The 16,926-nt window shown below is 72.5% G+C and carries 15 protein-coding genes; 7 read left to right on the top strand and 8 right to left on the bottom strand.

Translation table 11 applies throughout. The features are described from left to right. The first annotated feature begins 208 nt into the window (after positions 1-208). Positions 209-955 carry an SRPBCC domain-containing protein gene (locus tag ACIBQ8_RS17985; protein ID WP_397179509.1) on the top strand — a complete coding sequence of 249 codons (747 nt, stop codon included), beginning with the start codon at positions 209-211 and terminating at the stop codon, positions 953-955. A 51-nt stretch (positions 956-1,006) separates the two neighbouring features. Here ACIBQ8_RS17985 and ACIBQ8_RS17980 read toward each other — a convergent pair whose 3' ends face one another. Together ACIBQ8_RS17980 and ACIBQ8_RS17975 are read right to left on the bottom strand one after the other, a co-directional pair. After that, positions 1,007-1,795 carry an alpha/beta fold hydrolase gene (locus tag ACIBQ8_RS17980; RefSeq protein WP_397192475.1) on the bottom strand — a complete coding sequence of 263 codons (789 nt, stop codon included), beginning with the start codon at positions 1,793-1,795 and terminating at the stop codon, positions 1,007-1,009. A gap of 274 nt (positions 1,796-2,069) precedes the next feature. Continuing rightward, complete coding sequence (locus ACIBQ8_RS17975) at positions 2,070-3,266, bottom strand: MFS transporter (RefSeq protein ID WP_397179511.1); 1,197 nt, start codon at positions 3,264-3,266, stop codon at positions 2,070-2,072. A gap of 72 nt (positions 3,267-3,338) precedes the next feature. On the opposite strand from ACIBQ8_RS17975, the gene ACIBQ8_RS17970 reads away from it, so the two are divergent. After that, on the top strand, positions 3,339-4,310 hold the full coding sequence (locus ACIBQ8_RS17970) for a GlxA family transcriptional regulator (RefSeq protein WP_397192474.1): 972 nt from the start codon (positions 3,339-3,341) through the stop codon (positions 4,308-4,310). Between the two features lie 16 nt (positions 4,311-4,326). Here the strand turns inward: ACIBQ8_RS17970 and ACIBQ8_RS17965 are convergent, their stop codons facing one another. Further along, a complete protein-coding gene (locus ACIBQ8_RS17965) occupies positions 4,327-4,602 on the bottom strand; it encodes a sulfurtransferase TusA family protein (protein ID WP_357976369.1) in 276 nt (91 codons plus the stop codon). Between the two features lie 162 nt (positions 4,603-4,764). Here ACIBQ8_RS17965 and ACIBQ8_RS17960 point away from each other — a divergent pair, with 162 nt between their 5' ends. Together ACIBQ8_RS17960 and ACIBQ8_RS17955 are read left to right on the top strand one after the other, a co-directional pair. After that, complete coding sequence (locus ACIBQ8_RS17960) at positions 4,765-6,867, top strand: histidine kinase (RefSeq protein ID WP_397192473.1); 2,103 nt, start codon at positions 4,765-4,767, stop codon at positions 6,865-6,867. 104 nt (positions 6,868-6,971) lie between these two features. Next, positions 6,972-7,778 (top strand): hypothetical protein, encoded by an 807-nt coding sequence (locus ACIBQ8_RS17955; protein ID WP_397179514.1) that lies wholly within the window; start codon positions 6,972-6,974, stop codon positions 7,776-7,778. Positions 7,779-7,831: 53 nt separating this feature from the next. On the opposite strand, the gene ACIBQ8_RS17950 is transcribed toward ACIBQ8_RS17955, so the two are convergent. Next, complete coding sequence (locus ACIBQ8_RS17950) at positions 7,832-9,031, bottom strand: hypothetical protein (protein WP_397192472.1); 1,200 nt, start codon at positions 9,029-9,031, stop codon at positions 7,832-7,834. A 142-nt stretch (positions 9,032-9,173) separates the two neighbouring features. Between ACIBQ8_RS17950 and ACIBQ8_RS17945 the strand changes: the two genes are divergently transcribed. Next, a complete protein-coding gene (locus ACIBQ8_RS17945) occupies positions 9,174-10,985 on the top strand; it encodes an ABC transporter ATP-binding protein (protein ID WP_397192471.1) in 1,812 nt (603 codons plus the stop codon). Further along, positions 10,985-12,808, top strand: coding sequence for an ABC transporter ATP-binding protein (locus ACIBQ8_RS17940; protein ID WP_397192470.1), 1,824 nt, complete (start codon positions 10,985-10,987; stop codon positions 12,806-12,808). Before ACIBQ8_RS17945 ends, ACIBQ8_RS17940 begins: the two co-directional genes overlap by 1 nt. Before the next feature lie 5 nt (positions 12,809-12,813). Here ACIBQ8_RS17940 and ACIBQ8_RS17935 read toward each other — a convergent pair whose 3' ends face one another. The 4 genes from ACIBQ8_RS17935 to ACIBQ8_RS17920 all read right to left on the bottom strand — a co-directional run bounded on the left by ACIBQ8_RS17935 (position 12,814) and on the right by ACIBQ8_RS17920 (position 16,124). Further along, on the bottom strand, positions 12,814-14,025 hold the full coding sequence (locus ACIBQ8_RS17935) for a PP2C family protein-serine/threonine phosphatase (protein WP_397179518.1): 1,212 nt from the start codon (positions 14,023-14,025) through the stop codon (positions 12,814-12,816). 100 nt (positions 14,026-14,125) lie between these two features. Continuing rightward, a complete protein-coding gene (locus ACIBQ8_RS17930) occupies positions 14,126-14,320 on the bottom strand; it encodes a hypothetical protein (protein WP_397179519.1) in 195 nt (64 codons plus the stop codon). A gap of 14 nt (positions 14,321-14,334) precedes the next feature. Then, positions 14,335-14,943, bottom strand: coding sequence for a hypothetical protein (locus tag ACIBQ8_RS17925; protein WP_397192469.1), 609 nt, complete (start codon positions 14,941-14,943; stop codon positions 14,335-14,337). A 56-nt stretch (positions 14,944-14,999) separates the two neighbouring features. Then, positions 15,000-16,124, bottom strand: coding sequence for a hypothetical protein (locus ACIBQ8_RS17920; protein ID WP_397179521.1), 1,125 nt, complete (start codon positions 16,122-16,124; stop codon positions 15,000-15,002). Positions 16,125-16,555: 431 nt separating this feature from the next. Here ACIBQ8_RS17920 and ACIBQ8_RS17915 point away from each other — a divergent pair, with 431 nt between their 5' ends. Next, a complete protein-coding gene (locus tag ACIBQ8_RS17915; protein WP_397192468.1) occupies positions 16,556-16,852 on the top strand; it encodes a hypothetical protein in 297 nt (98 codons plus the stop codon). The last annotated feature ends 74 nt before the right edge of the window (positions 16,853-16,926 follow it).

Here is a 16,926-nt window from a genome sequence, read left to right as displayed (position 1 = left end):
TCAAGCGGCGGGGCGATGCACTTATCCTGCGGTTTTCCGCTCCGGATGTGATCGCCGGGACGGGCGATCCCGCGCCTCGCTCTCAAGAGGGATGCCCCTCGCTCGCACGCCCCAGAGGCATGCCGACAACAGTAGTCGGCTTGACAAGCGATATTGTCGGTGCGATCGTCGGCCGCACACCGCGCCGGGTCGTGACAGGGAGACCGCCATGCCGCACGAGTTCGAGATCCGCCACGAGATCCCGCTGGACGCCGCCCCCGACGTCGTCTGGCAGGCCATCGCGGAGGGCCCGGGCATCGACTCGTGGTTCATGGGCCGTACCGAACTGGAACCGCGCGAAGGCGGCCGGGGCACGCAGACCTTCGGCGCCGACGTCGCCACCGAGTCGGTGGTGACCGCCTGGGAGCCGGGCAGGCGCCTGGCCCACCGCGGCGTGGAGAACCCCGACGGCACGTTCATGGCCTTCGAGTACCTGCTGGAGGCCCGCGGCTCGGGCAGCACGGTGCTCCGCTTCGTCCACAGCGGCTTCCTCGGCGACGACTGGGAGTCGGAGTACGACGACCTTGAGCGCGGCGACCTCCAGTACCTGTACAAGCTGGCCGTATACCTCAGGCACTTCCCCGGCAGGATCTCCACCCACAACCTGTTCCTGGCCGGGCCGTGCGCGTCGGAGGAGCGGTTCTGGGCCGAGCTCGGGGCCGCGCTCGGCGTCGCCGGACGTCCGGTGGCGGGGGAGAAGGTGACGGTCGCGGTCGAGGGGCGGGCGCCGGAGCGGGGCGTCGTGGAGTGGGTGACCGTCCCTGGCACGTTCGTGGCGGTCCGTACGGACGACGGCCTGTACATGTTCGTCCAGGGACGCGGCATGGCGGTGGTGGAGCACCACGCCTACGCCCCGGTGGACGGCGAGGCCCTGGAAACCGCCTGGACCCGCTGGCTCGACGCCGTCTCGGCCTGACCGGCGGCCCTCAGGCGAAGAACCCGACCGTCTCCGCCTGACCGGCGGCCCTCAGGCGAAGAACTCCCGCAACACCGGCGCGAGGGCCGCCGGCTTGACGATGTGGGTCTGCCCGTCGAGCGTGCGGTGGTCGGCCGCGGGCAGCGCCTCGGCCAGCGCGGCGACGGAGTCGCGCATCCACCGCGGGCTCTTCCCGCCGTCGGCGACGAGCGTCGGGACGGTCACCGACGCCCACGCGCCCGCCGGGTACGCCACCCCCCGCTGGTACGGGAAGACGATCGCGGTGTCGTACGGCAGGGTGTGCGCCACGGCCTTGAGCGTGGCCCACGCGGGCATGAACCGCATCATCGCCACCACGATCGCCGGCAGGCCGACCCCCTCGCGCATGAACAGCCTGACCGCCTCGGCCCGGCGGCCGGCGGCCACCAGCGCCTCCAGCCGTCGCGGGTAGTCGTCCTTGATCGGGGGACGGGAGCCGTCCACGATGAACGGGGGCTCGTACAGGGCCAGGCGCTCGACCGGCAGGCCGCTCTGGACCGCCGCCAGGGCGAGGGCGGCGCCGGAGGAGGTGCCGTACAGGCGGACCGGGTCGCCGGCCTCCTTGACCAGCGCGGCCAGGTCCTCGACCTCCCGTTCGAGGGCGTAGGGCTGGGTGTCGCCGCTCTCGCCCCGTCCGCGCCGGTCGTAGGTGTAGACCGTGAAGTCAGGGGCGAGCGCTTCCGCCAGGCCGCCGTTGATGCTGGAGCCGCGGAAGCTGAGTGCGCCGTCCACGAGGATGACCGCCGGGCCCTGGCCTGCGCGTTCGTACGCGATGGGGGTGCCGTCCGCGGAGTTGATCATGCTGCTCATGGTGTTCCTCCCGTTTCGTGGTGCCCACGCTAGCTACCGACAAATAAAATTGTCAAGAAATCTTTTGGTGGAGGACGTACTGATACGGGTACCTCTGCGCTCTTACCTGATGGAGTCGTCCCGAGCGCGGGGGACGCTGGGACGGCTCCCACATCGCGTGCCGCGAAAAGGAGGGGACGGCACGTGCCGCAGACGGGGGCGGGCGGTCTGCCAGCCGCACGCCCCGGCCGCGGCACGTGCCATGGGCACCGCCCCTCGGCGCCGGCTACGTCGCCGGGACCGTGACCGGCCCGCTCGCGGACGCCTGCGACCTGCGGCCGAGCCGCCGTACCGGCCCGATCACCAGCAGCGCCGTCACCACGCCGACCGTCACCAGGGCCGAGCCGAGCATGAAGACGCGCGGCTCGACCAGCGCGGTGACCGGGCCGGCCAGCGCCTGCCCGACCGCCATGCCCGCGACCGACCCGGCCACCTGGTAGGCGTTGACCCGGTTCAGCACGTCCGGCGCGATCTGGGTCTGCACGGTCGTCGACCACATCACCGACCAGAACGCCATCGCGCACCCCCCGGCCAGGTGCCCGGCCATCAGCAGCGGCAGCGGCGCGCCGAGCGCGACCGACAGCGGCACGGCGACGTACCCGATCAGCGCCACCGCCCCCGCCGCCAGCGGCCTGCGCGGCTTGAGCCGGATCGCCACCAGCCCGCCCAGGACGGTCCCGAGGCCGAGCGCCGCCATCACCCAGCCGTAGTCGGCCCCGATGACCTGGGACGACAGCGGCACGTACGGCCCCACCACCAGCACGCCCCAGAACACCCATACCAGGATGACCGACCACATCCAGCTCCTGGCCTTGAACTCCTCCCAGCCCCTGCGCAGGTCGCTCAGCACGTCGGACGGCTCCGGCCTGGGCACGGCGACCCGCACCAGCACCAGGCACACCGCGCTGACCAGGAACGTCGCGGCGTCCACGGTGTAGACGAAGACCGGCCCGGTGGCCACGATGAGGATCCCGGCCAGCGCGGGCCCGGCGAGCTGGGTGACCGCCTCGGCGATCTTCAGGGTCGCGTTGGCCCGCTGCGGATCCTCGGCGACCAGCGGCACCATCCCGTTGACGCACGGTTCGAACACCCCGGCGGCCATGCCCGACAGGAACGCCATCGCCAGCAGCAGGGCGAACGGCGGGGCCCCGTCGAGGAAGGCGACGGCCACGACCGCCTGGGTGACCACCCTGACCACGTCCGCGCCGATCATCAGGCGCCGGGGCCCGATCCGGTCGGCCACGACCCCGCCGAACAACATGACCAGCACGGCCGACGCGGTCCAGAGCGCGAGCACGAAGCCGACGCCGGCGATCCCGTAGACTTTGCCGATCGCCAGCGCCGAGGCGACGGGCATCATCGCGTCGCCGAGCAGCGAGATCGTGCGGGCCCCGAAGTAGAGGGCGAAACTTCTCGTCCACATGAGCCCCAATTCTGGATTTCTCCAGATCAAAGCACCGGTGTCCCAAATGACATCATTGGGTACATTTGCGCCATGGCCCTGGACTGCCCCGAGACCCCACCGGCCCCCGTGCGCCCCCACCGCGTGGTCGCCCTGGTCGCGCCCAACCAGGAGCTCTATCCCGTCACCTCGGCCTCGGCCGTCTTCGGCTACCACGGGCCCGACATCCCCCAGCACTACGGCTTCACCCTGTGCGCCGAGCGGCCGGGCTCGCTGCCCACCACCCTCGGCGTCCCCATGCGGGTGGACAGCGGTCTCGAAGCCATCGACGAGGCCGACACCGTGATCGTCGCGGGCTGGACCCTGGTCCCCTCGCCGGCCGTGCTCGACGCGGTGTCCCGGGCCCATGCACGCGGGGCGCGGATCGTCGCCGTCTGCGCGGGCATCTTCATCCCCGCCGCCCTGGGCCTGCTGGACGGCCGCCGCGCGTCCGTCCACTGGGAGCTGTCCGGGGAGCTGGCCGCCCGGCACCCGCGGGTCATCCCCGACGACACCGTCATCTACGTGGACCACGGCGACGTCGCCACCGCGGGAGCCTCGGCCGCCACCCTCGACCTGTGCCTGCACCAGGTGCTCCAGGACCACGGCGCGGCCCACGCCATGCGCATCGGCCGTCAGCTCGCCGCCGGGCCGCACCGCGAGGGCTGCCAGCGCCAGTACCCGCCGCTGCCCACCGCGGGGCCCATGCCGGACTCGCTGGCCCCGCTGCTCGAATGGCTGTTCGGCCGGTTGCCCGACCACGTCACCGTCGAGGACATGGCCGCCTACTCGGGCGTCTCCACGCGGACCCTGACCCGCCAGTTCGCCGACCAGCTCGGCGTGCCGCCCGCCCGCTGGCTGCTGGAACGCCGGCTGGCCGCCACCCGCGCGCTGCTGGAGGAGACCGACCTGCCGGTCGAGACCATCGCCGCCCGCGTCGGACTCTCCTCGGCGGTCAACCTCCGCCGCCGCTTCCACACCGCGCTGCGCACCACCCCGGCCGCCTACCGCCGCTCCTTCCGCTGACGGACGGCGGCCGCCGTCAGGCCGCGTGCCAGGGACGGGCGGGCTCGGTCTCCTTGGCGGCGTCCGCGACGCGCACCGCGTACGTCGGCCGCCCGGCGCCGGGCACCGGCCCGAGGTAGGAGTGGCCGGTCAGGTGGCACCACGCGGGCAGGTCGACGGGCGCGGCGGGGTCGGTGGCGATCAGGTGGATCACGGCGCCCGGACCGGCGCGCAGCACGTGCCCGCGCAGCTCTATGAGCAGTTGGACGCACATCTTGTCGCCGCCGTCGATCACGAGATCAGGTTCGGGCATGCGTACAGGAAACCACGCGTCGCCGTCGAGTAGGTTGAGGCCTGTCCCGGCCCGGTGAGGGCCGGATCAGGCGTCGGACGGTAACGGCCCGGACACAACGGGCGGATTATCCCAGTAAAAGGGTCATAATCCTGTTCAAGTGTTGGGGAAGGCGGTGATGAGATGACCGGGTTCGCCGAGATCGCCGAAGAGGCCGCGCCGGCGGAGAGCCGCGGGACCGGGCGGGGCTCGCCCGGCCGGGGCGTGCGGCTCGCGCGCGTCACGGCCGTCGCCCTGGCGGTGGCCTCGCCGGTCCTCACGGTCGCCGCGCTGCTCGTCTACGCCCGCCTGCCGGCGGCGTGGACCCCGCTGCGGACCGCCTCGCCCCAGACGGCCGCCGCCCTGACCTTCCCCGCGGTCGGCGCGTTCCTGATCTTCCACCGGCCGCGGCTGAACATGGCGTGGCTGATGGTCGCGGGCGGCATCGCCGCCGCCGTCAGCGACCTGTCCAGCGCGATGATGTTCCGGCTGGCCGCCGACGGCGACCTGGTCGCGGCCGGGCTCGTACGCTTCCCCGCACAGGTCGGCTGGGCGGTGTGCGGCCTGGCGCTCACCATGCTGCTGCCGCTCTACTCGCCCGACGGGCGGCTGCCCTCGCCGCGCTGGCGGTGGGTGCTGCTGCTGGGCGCGTTCTCGCTCGGGCTCGACCTGGCCCGCTCGGTGTTCCGGCCCGACCCGCCCCCCGGCAGCTACCCCTACCCGGCCGTCATCCCCAACCCGCTGCAGATCCGCGCGCTCGGGCCGTACGTGGAGGCCGTCTCCGCCGTCGCCTGGACCGGCATCTACGTCGCCATGGCTTTGACCGCGATCTCCCTGGCGCTGCGGCTGCGCCGGGCCGACCCGGTGGGCAGGCGGCAGATCGGGTGGCCGCTGTTCGCGTTCGCCGGTTACGTCGTGTTCCTGATCACGGCCGCGTTCGTGCCCGCCCTGCTGTGGCCGAGCGTCGTGTGGGCGGCGCTCATCCCGGTCGCCGTCGCGTTCTCGGTGACCCGCTACCGGCTCTACGGCATCGACACGGTGATCAGCCGGGCCTTCGTCGCTGCCGGGCTGGTGGCCGTGGTGAGCGCGGTCTACTTCGGCGCGGGCGCGCTGTCCAGCCTCGTGGTCTCCGGCTACGACGAGATCGCGGGCATCGCCGCCGCGCTGTTCGCGGGCGCGTTCTTCCAGCCGCTGCGGCACGTGCTGCAACGCGCCGTCGACCGCCTCCTGTACGGCAGCGTCGGCGACCCCGCCGTGCTGGCCGAACGCCTGACCCAGGCCGTCCGGCGCGGCGACCCGGCCAAGGCGCTGACCTCCGTGGTCAGCGTGCTGCGCGACGGGCTCGCGGTCGAGGGCGTGGCCGTGGAGGTCGCCGACGGCGAGCCGCGTTACGTCGAGAGCGGCCGGGTGGGCGCGGAGCCCCGCCAGGTGCCGCTGGTGTGGCACGGCGAGCGCGTCGGCCGCCTGTTCGTCGGGCCGCCCGGCCCGCGCCGCTTCCCCGCCGCCCACAACGAGCGCGTGCTCACCACGCTCACGCCGTACGCCGCCGACGTGGCGCACGCCGTGCGCATGGCCGCCGACCTGCAGCGTTCCAGGGAACGCATCCTGACGGCCAGGGAGGAGGAGCGCCGCCGCCTGCGCCGCGACCTGCACGACGGGCTCGGCCAGACCCTCTCGGCCATGGCCATGACCATCAACATGGCCAGGATGAGCCTGAAGAAGTCGCCCGACGCCGCCGACGAGCTGCTGCGCGAGCTGCACACCGGCATGGGCGCGGTCACCGACGACATCCGCGAGCTGGTGTACGGCCTGCGCCCGCCCGCGCTCGACGACCTCGGGCTGGCCAGAGCCGTCCGCGAGCTGGCCGGGCAGTCCTCGCCGGACACCGAGATCGAGGTGGAGGTCGAGGGCAGCCTGACCGACCTGCCCGCCGCCGTCGAGGTGGCCGTCTACCGGATCGTCCAGGAGGCGCTGACCAACATCCGGCGGCACGCCAGGGCCTCCCGCGCCCGCATCGTGCTCCAGCGGGACTCGGTGCTGCGCGTGCTGGTCGCCGACGACGGCCGCGGGCTGCCCGCCGCGTACAGCGCGGGGGTGGGCCTCGGCTCGATGCGGGAACGGGCGGCCGAGCTCGGCGGCATCTGCGTCGTCAACAGCGGGCCGGGGGCCGGGACGCGGGTCGAGGTCATGCTGCCCCTGGGGTCGGCCGCGAAGGAGCCGGTCAGGCCGCCGCGCGCAGGCCGCTGAGCGCCGTGGGCCGTCCTCGGCAAAATTGACCGAGGGTAGTTTTGATCTCACTCTTGGTGTGGAACATGGTGAAGTATCACCTCATTCCTCACGGAGGACGTGCCTTGCCCCAGCACACACCCCGCCTGGTGATGTACTACCGGACCCACGTCGACTGCGGTCTCTACGTCTCCCCGCTGCCCCTGATCGAACGGCGTACCGGCCTCACCCACCTGGTCGTCGCCACCGTGGAGATCGGCGCGGACGGCGACGTCCGGCTCAACGGCGCCCCGCCCGACTGCCCCGACCTGGCCCAGATGTGGGACGACGTGCAGGTCACCCAGGTGTACGGCGCCCGCGCCCTGGCCAGGATCGACGGGCTGGACCGCCTCGACCACGACTTCGACGCCTGCTACCCGCCGCTGCGCCGCCTGCTCGCCCGCCGCCGCCTCGACGGCGTGGACCTCCACCTGACCGAGCCCGTCTCGCCGCCCGGCCTCGGACGCCTGATCGACCGGCTGCGCGCCGACTTCGGCCCGGCCTTCCTGCTCGCGCTCACCCCGTCCGCCGCCGTGGACCACGACGAGGTCTTCCGCGACAGGGGTGGCGACCTCGCCTGGCTCAACCTGCCGATGTACGGCGGCCCGCGGAGCCTGGCCGACCCGTGCGACTACGACGCCGTGCTCGCCGGGGGAGTGGTGCCGGCGGGCAAGCTGGTGGCCGGGGCGGTCACCAGCCCCGACAACGGGGGCGGCGGCTACGTCGAGGTCGACCGCCTGGCCGCCACCGTCGCCGAGCTGCTGCGCCGGCATCCCGGGATGGGCGGGGTGAGCGGCTGGGAGTACTACAACGCCCTGCCCGGCGGCACGGACGCCCCCTGGCAGTGGGCCGAACGCGTCGGCGCCGCCCTCAGACTGACCCGCAAGCCCTGACCTTTCGGGCCCTCGCCCTACAGGGTCTTGCGGGCCCCGCCCTACAGGCCCGGTCAGCGTCGCCGGCGCTTCTGGGCGCCTGCCGTCTTGCCCGGTTTGCGGGGCTTCCTGGGCAGGCGGCCGCGCTCGCCCGGCGGCCGTACGTGCACCCCGCGCCACCGCTGCAACGCCACGCGCGCGGCCGAGGCCACCCGGGGCGCCGGATGGTGCTCGATGAGGAAGCGCAGCATCGGCGTCGTGTAGGGGTGGTCGCTGCACGTCATCATGCCGAGCATGCTGAGCACGTCGTCGACGTCGAGGTTGCCGGAGAGCTGGAGTATCGACTCGGCCGGCCCGCCGATCTCCATCGCGGCCACGGTCATGTCGGCGTACACCCAGGCCACGTCGACGGGCGCGGGCGGGACGTCGTGGTCCTCCTTCTCCCTGGCCCGGATGAGCGCCCCCAGCCGGGGCACCTCGCGCAACGCGGCGGCGATCTCCCGGCCCGGCCGGCCGAGGTCCTCCAGCAGCACGGTCAGCCCGACGGCCCGGCTCAGCGGGCTGACGTCGAGCAGCACGTCGGCGATCTCCTCGGCGGCCCGCGCCGGATCGCGCCCGCCCAGCCAGACGCGCACCTCCTCGGCGCGTTCGTCGTCGTCGTAGGTGCGCAGGGCCCGCAGCAGCGCGGGGGCGTCGGCGCCGGCCGTGCCGCCGTGGACCGGGATGTCCTGGCCGATGAGGGTCTTGAAGAGGTCGAGCGCGCTCCAGGTGCCGAGCGGGGTCAGCGACACCGACGAGCCCTCGCGCCGGATCAGCCGCAACCAGGCCAGCTCGTCGGCCGCCTCGTCGGTCAGCTCGGGGATCTCCGCCACCGGCAGGGCGTCGCGGTGGCTGAGCAGCATCAGCAGGGTGCTCGTGCCCGCGTCGAGCGCGGCGGCGTCGGCCTCGGGGGAGAACAGCGAGTAGAGGATGTCGCCCCACGTGTCCAGCACGTCGTCGGCCGGACCCGACGTCAGCGTCTCGACCGCCGGGCCGGTCGTGGCGGCCCCGTCGCGCACGTCGATGAGCCGGCTGTCCTCGGCCACGCCCCACAGCCGCCCCTGCTCCGGCCGCGCCGCCCCCGGCTCACCGGCGGCGGAGGCCAGGCGGAGCAGGTCGTGGACGACCGGCGTCGCCCGGACCACGGCCGCGAGGTCGTCGGCCGGGAGGAGGCGCACCGGCGGCTGGAGGGTCACGAGCGGCAGCAGGTCCGCTTGATGGAGGAAAGGGTCCACGGTGGGTAAGGTTACTGTCTCATTGCGTGACGCTGCCCGCTCTTTGCCTTCATGCGCGGCCGGAAAACCCCTCGGATTCTGTCGGTGCCCGGTGATACAAACGGGTCCGACGTTCGCCCGCCCTCGGCCAAGGGGTTTCACCGTGACCAGCGGCAGTTCGGAGTTCTCCGTCGAAGGCCCGCGCTACGACCGGCGCGGGCCCGTCCGCTGGCTCTGGTCCCACCTGCGCCGCCACCCGCTCCCCCTGACGGGCTTCCTCGGCGGCTCGCTGGTGATGGTGGTGCTCAACGCGCTGGTCCCCCAGCTCATCGGCTCGGCCTTCGACGCGGTGCTGGGCGGGCGGGGCGCGCCCGCCGCGCTCGGCCTGGTCGCCCTGGTGCTGCTGGCGGTGGTGTCGGCCCGCGGCCTGTTCGACCTCCTCGCCCGGCTGAGCAGCGAGATGCTGGCCAAGCGGCTCGAACGCGACGCCCGCGACGAGCTCTACGCCGGCCTGCTCGGCAAGAGCCAGACCTTCCACAACCGGCAGCGGGTGGGCGACCTGATGGCGCGGGCGGCCAACGACATCCGCCAGCTCTCCATCATGATCAGTCCGGGCGTCGACCTGATCGTCGACTCCGGGCTCACCGGCCTGGTGCCCCTGGTCTTCATCGCCGCGATCGACCCGCGGCTGCTGCTGGTGCCGGTGGTGTTCGGGGTGCTGTTCGCGTTCGCGCTGCGCCACTACATGGGGCAGCTCAACCCGGTGGCCACCCGCATGCGCGACGAGTTCGGCGACCTCAACGCCGGGCTGAGCCAGGCGGTGCGCGGCATCGAGGTCATCAAGGTGACCGCGCAGGAGGAGCAGGAGCGGCTGCGCTTCCGCGCCAACGCCCGGCGCTACCGCGACTCGTTCGTGCGCAACGGCCTCGTCCAGGCCCGCTACCTGCCCACGTTGCTGTTCGCGTGCGCCATGGCGGGGGCGCTGTGGCACGCCCTCCTCCTGCACGCCGCCGGCGCGATCACGATCGGCGACCTGGTGGCCTTCATGGGGCTGATGGGCATGCTCGGCTTCCCGACCCAGATCTCGATCTTCACGTTCTCGCTGGTCCAGATCGGCATCGTGTCCTCCCGCCGGATCCTCGACATCGTGGGCGCCGAGACCGAGCTGGAGCAGCCGGCCGCCGGCCACGTCGCGCCCATCGGGGGCGAGATCGTCTTCGACGACGTCACGTTCGGCTACGGCGAGGGCGAGCCCGTCCTGCGGGGGGTGACGTTCACCGTGCGGCCGGGGGAGACGGTGGCGATCGTCGGCGAGACCGGGGCGGGCAAGAGCTCGCTGACGAAGCTGGTGCCCCGCATCTACGACGTCACCTCGGGCCGGATCCTGGTCGACGGCGTCGACGTCCGCGACTGGGACCTCGACTCGCTGCGCTCCCAGATCTCCACCATCGAGCAGGACGTCGTGCTGTTCTCGCGGTCCGTGGCCGAGAACATCGCCTTCGGCCTCGGCCAGCGGGCCGACCGCGCCGCCGTGGTCAGAGCGGCGGAGGACGCGCAGGCGGCCGAGTTCGTGGCCGAGCTCGACGACGGCTATGACACCGTCATCGGCGAGCGCGGCCTCACGCTGTCCGGCGGCCAGCGCCAGCGGCTGGCCATCGCGCGGGCGCTGCTGACCGACCCGGCGATCCTGGTCCTCGACGACTCCACCAGCGCCATCGACTCCGCCACCGAAGACCGCATCCAGCAGGCCATCGAGCGCATCCAGGAAGGCCGCACGACCCTGATGATCACCCACCGGCTCTCCCAGATCCGCTGGGCCGACAAGGTCCTGCTGCTGCGGCGCGGCGAGGTGGCCGGCTTCGGCACCCACGACGAGCTGATCGCCGGCAGCCCCCTCTACCGCCGCATCTTCGCCCACTACGACGAGGTCCCGGCCGACCAGGGCGCGCTCGACGAGCAGGAAAGGGTCCACTGATGGGCTTCATCATGGACGGCCTCGACGCCGAGGACTACGACCGCACCTACTCCGACCGTGACCTGACGCGCCGGATCCTCGCCTACTTCCGTCCCAAGCTGGGCGCGATGTTCCTGGTGGCGGCCATGATCGTGCTGGTCTCGGCGGCGCAGGCGGCCCTGCCGCTGCTGGCCAGCCAGGGCGTCGACGCCATCCAGGACGGCACGATCGCCGGCGTCGGCCCGCTGCTCGCCGCCGGCATCCTGCTCGCCGGCGCGCTGAGCTGGGCCTTCAACTTCGTCCGCCAGTGGTACAGCGCGCGGGTGACCGGCGACGTCGTGCTGCGCCTGCGCGAGGACGCCTTCGACGCCGTGCTCGAACGCGACCTGTCGTTCTACGACGAGACCCCGTCGGGCCGCATCGTCAGCCGCGTCACCTCCGACACCGACGACTTCGCCACCGTCTCCACCCTGACGATGGACCTGATCAGCCAGGTGCTGATGGTGGGGTTCGTCACCGTCCTGCTGTTCCTGCGCAGCGTCGAGCTGGCGCTGCTGACCCTGCTGGTGGCGCCGGTCGTGATGGGCATGGCGCTGCTGTTCCGGCGGCTGGCCCGCTCCAGCACGCGGCGGGCCCAGCGGTCGCTGAGCCGGGTCAACGCCAACCTGCAGGAGACCATGGGCGGCATCGCCGTGGCCAAGAACTTCCGCCAGGAGCAGCAGGTCTACGACGAGTTCCGGCCGGTCAACGAGCAGAGCTACCGGGTGACGCTGCGCCAGGGCTTCGTCTTCTCGGCCATCTTCCCCCTGCTGTTCCTCGTGGCGGGGCTCGCGACGGTCGCGCTGGTCCGGCTCGGCGGCGCCGAGGTGCTCGGCGGCGACCTGTCGGCGGGCGACTGGTACCTGTTCCTGCAGGGCGTGTCGCTGTTCTGGATGCCGCTCACCTCCATCGCCGCCTTCTGGTCGCAGTTCCAGCAGGGCCTGTCGGCCTCCGAGCGGGTCTTCGCCCTGATCGACGCCCCGCCCCGGGTCGTCCAGACCGGCTCGGCCGACCCGGGCAGGCTCGCCGGGCGCATCGAGTTCGACGACGTCACCTTCGGCTACGACGCGGACCACCCCGTGCTCCGCCGCTTCGACCTGGTCGTCGAGGCGGGCGAGACCGTCGCGCTGGTCGGCCACACCGGCGCCGGCAAGTCCACGCTGGGCAAGCTGATCACCCGCTTCTACGAGTTCCAGGAAGGCCGCCTGCTGATCGACGGCCACGACATCCGCTCGCTCGACCTCGGCGCGTACCGGCGGCAGATCGGCGCGGTGCCGCAGGCGCCGTTCCTGTTCAGCGGCACGGTCGCCGACAACATCCGCTACCCGCGTCCCGACGCGGGCGACGACGAGGTGCTGGCCGCGGCGGCCGCGGTCGGCGGCGGCGACTGGATCGAGGCCCTGCCCCACGGCCTGGCCACCGACGTGGGCGAGCACGGGCGGGCCCTGTCGATGGGCCAGCGGCAGCTCGTCGCGCTGGCCCGCCTGCTCATCCAGGACCCGGCGATCGTCGTCCTCGACGAGGCCACCGCCAGCGTCGACCCGCTGACCGAGGCCCAGATCCAGGAGGGGCTCGACGTGGTGCTGGCCGGCCGCACCTCGATCGTCATCGCCCACCGGCTGTCCACGATCGAGCACGTCGACCGCATCATCGTGCTCGACCACGGCCGGATCGTGGAGGAGGGCGACCACGCCTCGCTGCTGGCCCGCGGCGGCCGCTACTGCCAGGTCTACAACACCTACTTCCGCCACCAGTCGCCCGACTACCGGCCCGACAGTGGGTTCGTCGCTGTCGGCGAGACCTGACGGGCTCACATGACGAGCCGCTGCTGCATGCTGCTGCGCCATTCCACCATCAGCACGGTCGCGTCGTCCTGGAGCCGTCCGTGCTGGTGCTCCATGATGGCCTGCACCAGCCGGCGCAGCGTCTCGGGCGCCGACAGGCCGTCGGCCTCCTGGCGGAGGATGAAGTCGATGAAGCGCTCCAGGCCGAACAGCTCGCCGTCCGGGCTCTGCGCCTCGATGATCCCGTCGGTGTAGAACAACAGCCGGTCGCCGGGCTGGAGCTGGTAGCGCAGCTCCCCGGTGTACGGCCGCAGCAGGAAGCCCATCGGCGGGTCGGGCTCGCTGGACAGCGTGGCCACCTGCTGGCCCTCGCGGATCACCAGCGGCGGATGGTGCCCCCGGTTCACCCAGGTAAGCCAGCCGGTGCTCAGGTCGAGGCAGGCCAGGATGCCGGTGGTGAAGCGGCCGGTGAACTGCTCGGCAATGGCCTCGTCGATCGCCTCGCCCGTGCCGACGAGATCGGCGCCCTGCCGCCGGCTGTTCCGGTTGGCCCCGACGGCGATGGTGGCCGTCAGCCCGGCGGAGGTGTCGTGGCCCATCGAGTCGAAGATCGACACGTGCAGCGTCTCGCCGTCGATGGCGTAGTCGAAGGCGTCCCCGCCCACCTCGTACGCCGGTTCGAGCACGGCGCTGACCACCACGTCGTCGTCGGCGAACGTCCCCGGCGGCAGCAGCGGCACCAGCACCTCGGCCGACAGCGTCATCGGCCGGGCGCGGATCAAGCGCGAGTAGGAGTCGCTGTGCGGCCGCTTGCTGATCACCAGCAGCGCGACCAGCGACGCGAGTTGCTTGGCCCGCCACTCGGCGACCTCGTCGTCCAGCGGCACCGTCACCCCGAGCACGCCGACCCGCTCGGTGCCGTCCAGGAGCGGCAGCCACAGCCGCCGAGCCGTGGCGTCGGGCCCGCCCGGCACGTGCACGACCTCCACGTTACGGAAGGCGATCCCGGCGAGCGTGCCGTCGATCCGCAGGGCAGTCAGCGCCTCGCCGGACGGGCCACGCTGCTCCGGAAGCGGGATGAGCTCCTGCTGCTGCAGGTCGGTGACGTAGATCGCGGTCTCGGCGAAGCCCACCAGCGCGGCGTGCCCGGCGACCACGTGCGGCAGGTCCTCCATCGCGGTCAGGTGATTGGCGGACAGCATGCCGCCCAGCATCAGCTCTCCGCCACTCCGCCGCATCGGCACCCCTTCCTGAGATCTGCCGGGGAACCTACCCACTCGAGTGGCGCTTCCTGCCCGGTCGGCTGCCGCCGACGTCTCCGTACGGGCCGGGCCGCCCTCACTCGGCGGCAGGCGGTCCTTCCGGGTGCTCCGGCTCCGGCGCCCGCCACCGAGCCGCGTCCTGGTAAGCCTTCGTCACCGCGACGATCATGGCTGCCTGGGCGCCGGCCACCGCCGGCCAGAGCATCATGCCGCCGCCTGCGAAGACGCAGAGCACCGGCAGCGCGGCGGACGTGAAGACCCATCCGCTCACCGATCCAGGAATCCTCAAAATCGGCTCTCCCATACGTACCAGGGGCCTTCGAGATGCGTGTAACCCGTGTGGGACTCCTCGGGCGGCTCGCCTCCGGGGCTCCACGCGAAGCCGTACTGGTCGAACAGGCCGGTGTCGCTCACCAGGAACCGCGCTCCGCCCGGCATCCGCTGGATCACCGTCAGCGGGTAGAGGCCCACCCACTGGTCTTCGTGCTCGACGGCCCTGGTGTCCGCGGCCACCGTACGGGCGAACCGCTCCAGCGCCGACTCCGACAGCGCGAACCGGACCTCGGACGGCACCCCGGTGAGCACCAGCGCGGTCACGGTCACGCCCATCAGCGGCGCGGCCGTCCAGCGGACCCAGTGGCGGCGCAGCCCGGGACGTCCGTCGGCGCGCAGCAGGCCCACCGCGAACCGGGCGACCCAGACGACCACGGTGACGACGGCGAGCACGAGACCCGCCAGCAGCAGTGTGAACGAGCCTCCGCCCGGCATGCTCGTGTAGTCGAGCATGATCAGCCCCACCACGGCGACCAGCGGCAGCAGCACCTTGCCGGGCGGCCCGACCAGGGCCCGGGTGAGCGCCGGTAAGGGAGGTCGCTCGGCGACGTTTTCCGACATGCCCGAGAGTACCGTGATCATGGGACCCTCGGCGGAGAAGGGGCCGGGCAGACCCGCTACAGCAGCCGGGAACGGTCCAGCGCCGCCCTCTTCCGCACCTCGGCCAGGAAGACCTCCGTGTGGCGGTGGTGGCGGCGCGGACGGCCGGGCTCGCGGCCGGGCGGGGTGTCGGCGTGCTGGGAGAAGGTCAGCCAGCAGCTGCGGATGCCGTAGAGGAGGTTCTCCAGCAGGTCGAGGGCCGGGCGGGCGGGGTTGAGCGGGGTGATGGGCAGGTAGACGGTGCTGGGGCCGAGGCCGAGCTCGGGATGGTCGGTGCGGGCCTGGGCGATCAGCTCCTCGGCCACGCCGATGCGGTGCTTCGCCTCGGTGACGCCGTACAGGTGGCCCTCGGCGACGTGCAGCGCGTTGCGGATCATCGGCATGACCGCGGCCCTGGGCGAGCCGCCGCCGCTCATCGCGGAGAGCACCTCGGTGAGGCTCTCCTGGGCGGGGGCCTTGATGTTGTCGACCTCGGAGATGGTCTGCATCGGATGCAGGCCGGTGTGCCGGGCGCTGATGGTGGCGGCGGCGTGGAGCCAGTGGGCCGCCGCTATCGCGGCCGCGGTGGGGTCGATCTTGGTGAACAGCGCCTCCGTGCCGAACGGATGCTGGTGCAGCAGGCTGTCGGCCTGGGCGACCTGGAGGGGCGAGGCGTCCTCGCGGCTGAGCATGACGGCCTGCTGGGCGCGCGCGGTCAGGTCGCCGAGCTCGGCGTTCTCGATGGCGGCCAGCTCGGCGGTGACGTCGGTGGCCACGCTGCCGGCCAGCGGGGCGTGGTTGATCGTGTGCAGCGTACGGCCGACGCGGTGGGCGACCTCCTCCACCCGCGTGGAGTAGAGGGTCAAGGCGCCGTTGGCCGGCCGGACGGGCGCCAGCAGGGCCGGGATGACCGAGGCGAACGCGTCGCGCTCGGCCTGCCGCTGCCAGCCGACGCTGTTGGGGCCGTGCTGGTCGGCGGCGCTGGACGGGTGGGTGTAGCAGCGCCAGCAGGCATAGGACAGCTCCGTGAGGCTGGTGGCCAGGCGGAGCACGTCGGGGCTCGAAGGCACCTGTTCCGCCACGGTGGTGGCGATGTCGCCGATCCCCGTACCCCAGGTGGCGATGAGCGCGCGGCGTGAGTGGTCGACGGCGAACCGGGTCACGGAGGCTCCTTACAACGGGGGGTGGGGGAGCGTGATGACATGCTCAGGATGCTTGATCCGGAGTGGTCGCGGAGGGGAATTCGCAGGGTTGCCGGTCCCTGATCTGCGGATTTGCCGTGATATGCGCCAGAAGATTTTTCCAGAGGACGGCCGGTCCCCACGGCCCTGCCACCGGCCGGTACGCGCCCGTCGCGGCGGGCCGCCGTCTCTGCCGTCCTTCCTCCGGCCTGGCCCGGTTTCGGTCCGTCACTTTCGGCGGCAATATCCGCTGGCAGAAAAGAAACTTGGGCGCCGGTGTAATGGAACCCCACCCGGCGATTTCTTGATCATCCCCACGCGGGCGGCCGATGTGTCACCGTTTTCTCAATCCCGGGGCGCCCGCCCGCTCGTCCGGAGCGGGCCCCCGTCCAGCTGCGCAAAGGCAGGAATGTGTGGACCTAGAGACACGGATCCTCAGGCTGCTGTCGCGCCTGCGGAAGCTCAGAGCAGGCAGGCCGACCGGCGACACCACGGCGACCACGACCGGCATCACCCGGATGCAGGCCGACATCGCCGACATCCGTACGGAGATGCGACAGGACTTCGCCGCGCTCGGCGACGAGCTGGCGGCCCTGCGCCACCACATGAACGCCCACTTCACCTCCAGCCGGCCGCGCTGCTGCAAGGAGGCGGCGCCCGGCTGCCCGCAGAGGACGCCTGCGTACGACCCGGACCCGATCAACAACTGACCTGCCGCGCCCGGCTCGGCCTGAGCCCTCCGCGGCCCCGCACCCGTTGCTTGCCGGCGGTCGTGTCGGGTATA

The sequence above is a fragment of the Nonomuraea sp. NPDC049646 genome (assembly GCF_044465525.1).
In the GTDB taxonomy this organism is placed as follows: Bacteria; Actinomycetota; Actinomycetes; order Streptosporangiales; family Streptosporangiaceae; genus Nonomuraea.
The sequence above is the reverse complement of the archived record's forward strand: the minus strand, read 5'-3'. Positions and strand labels throughout refer to the sequence as shown.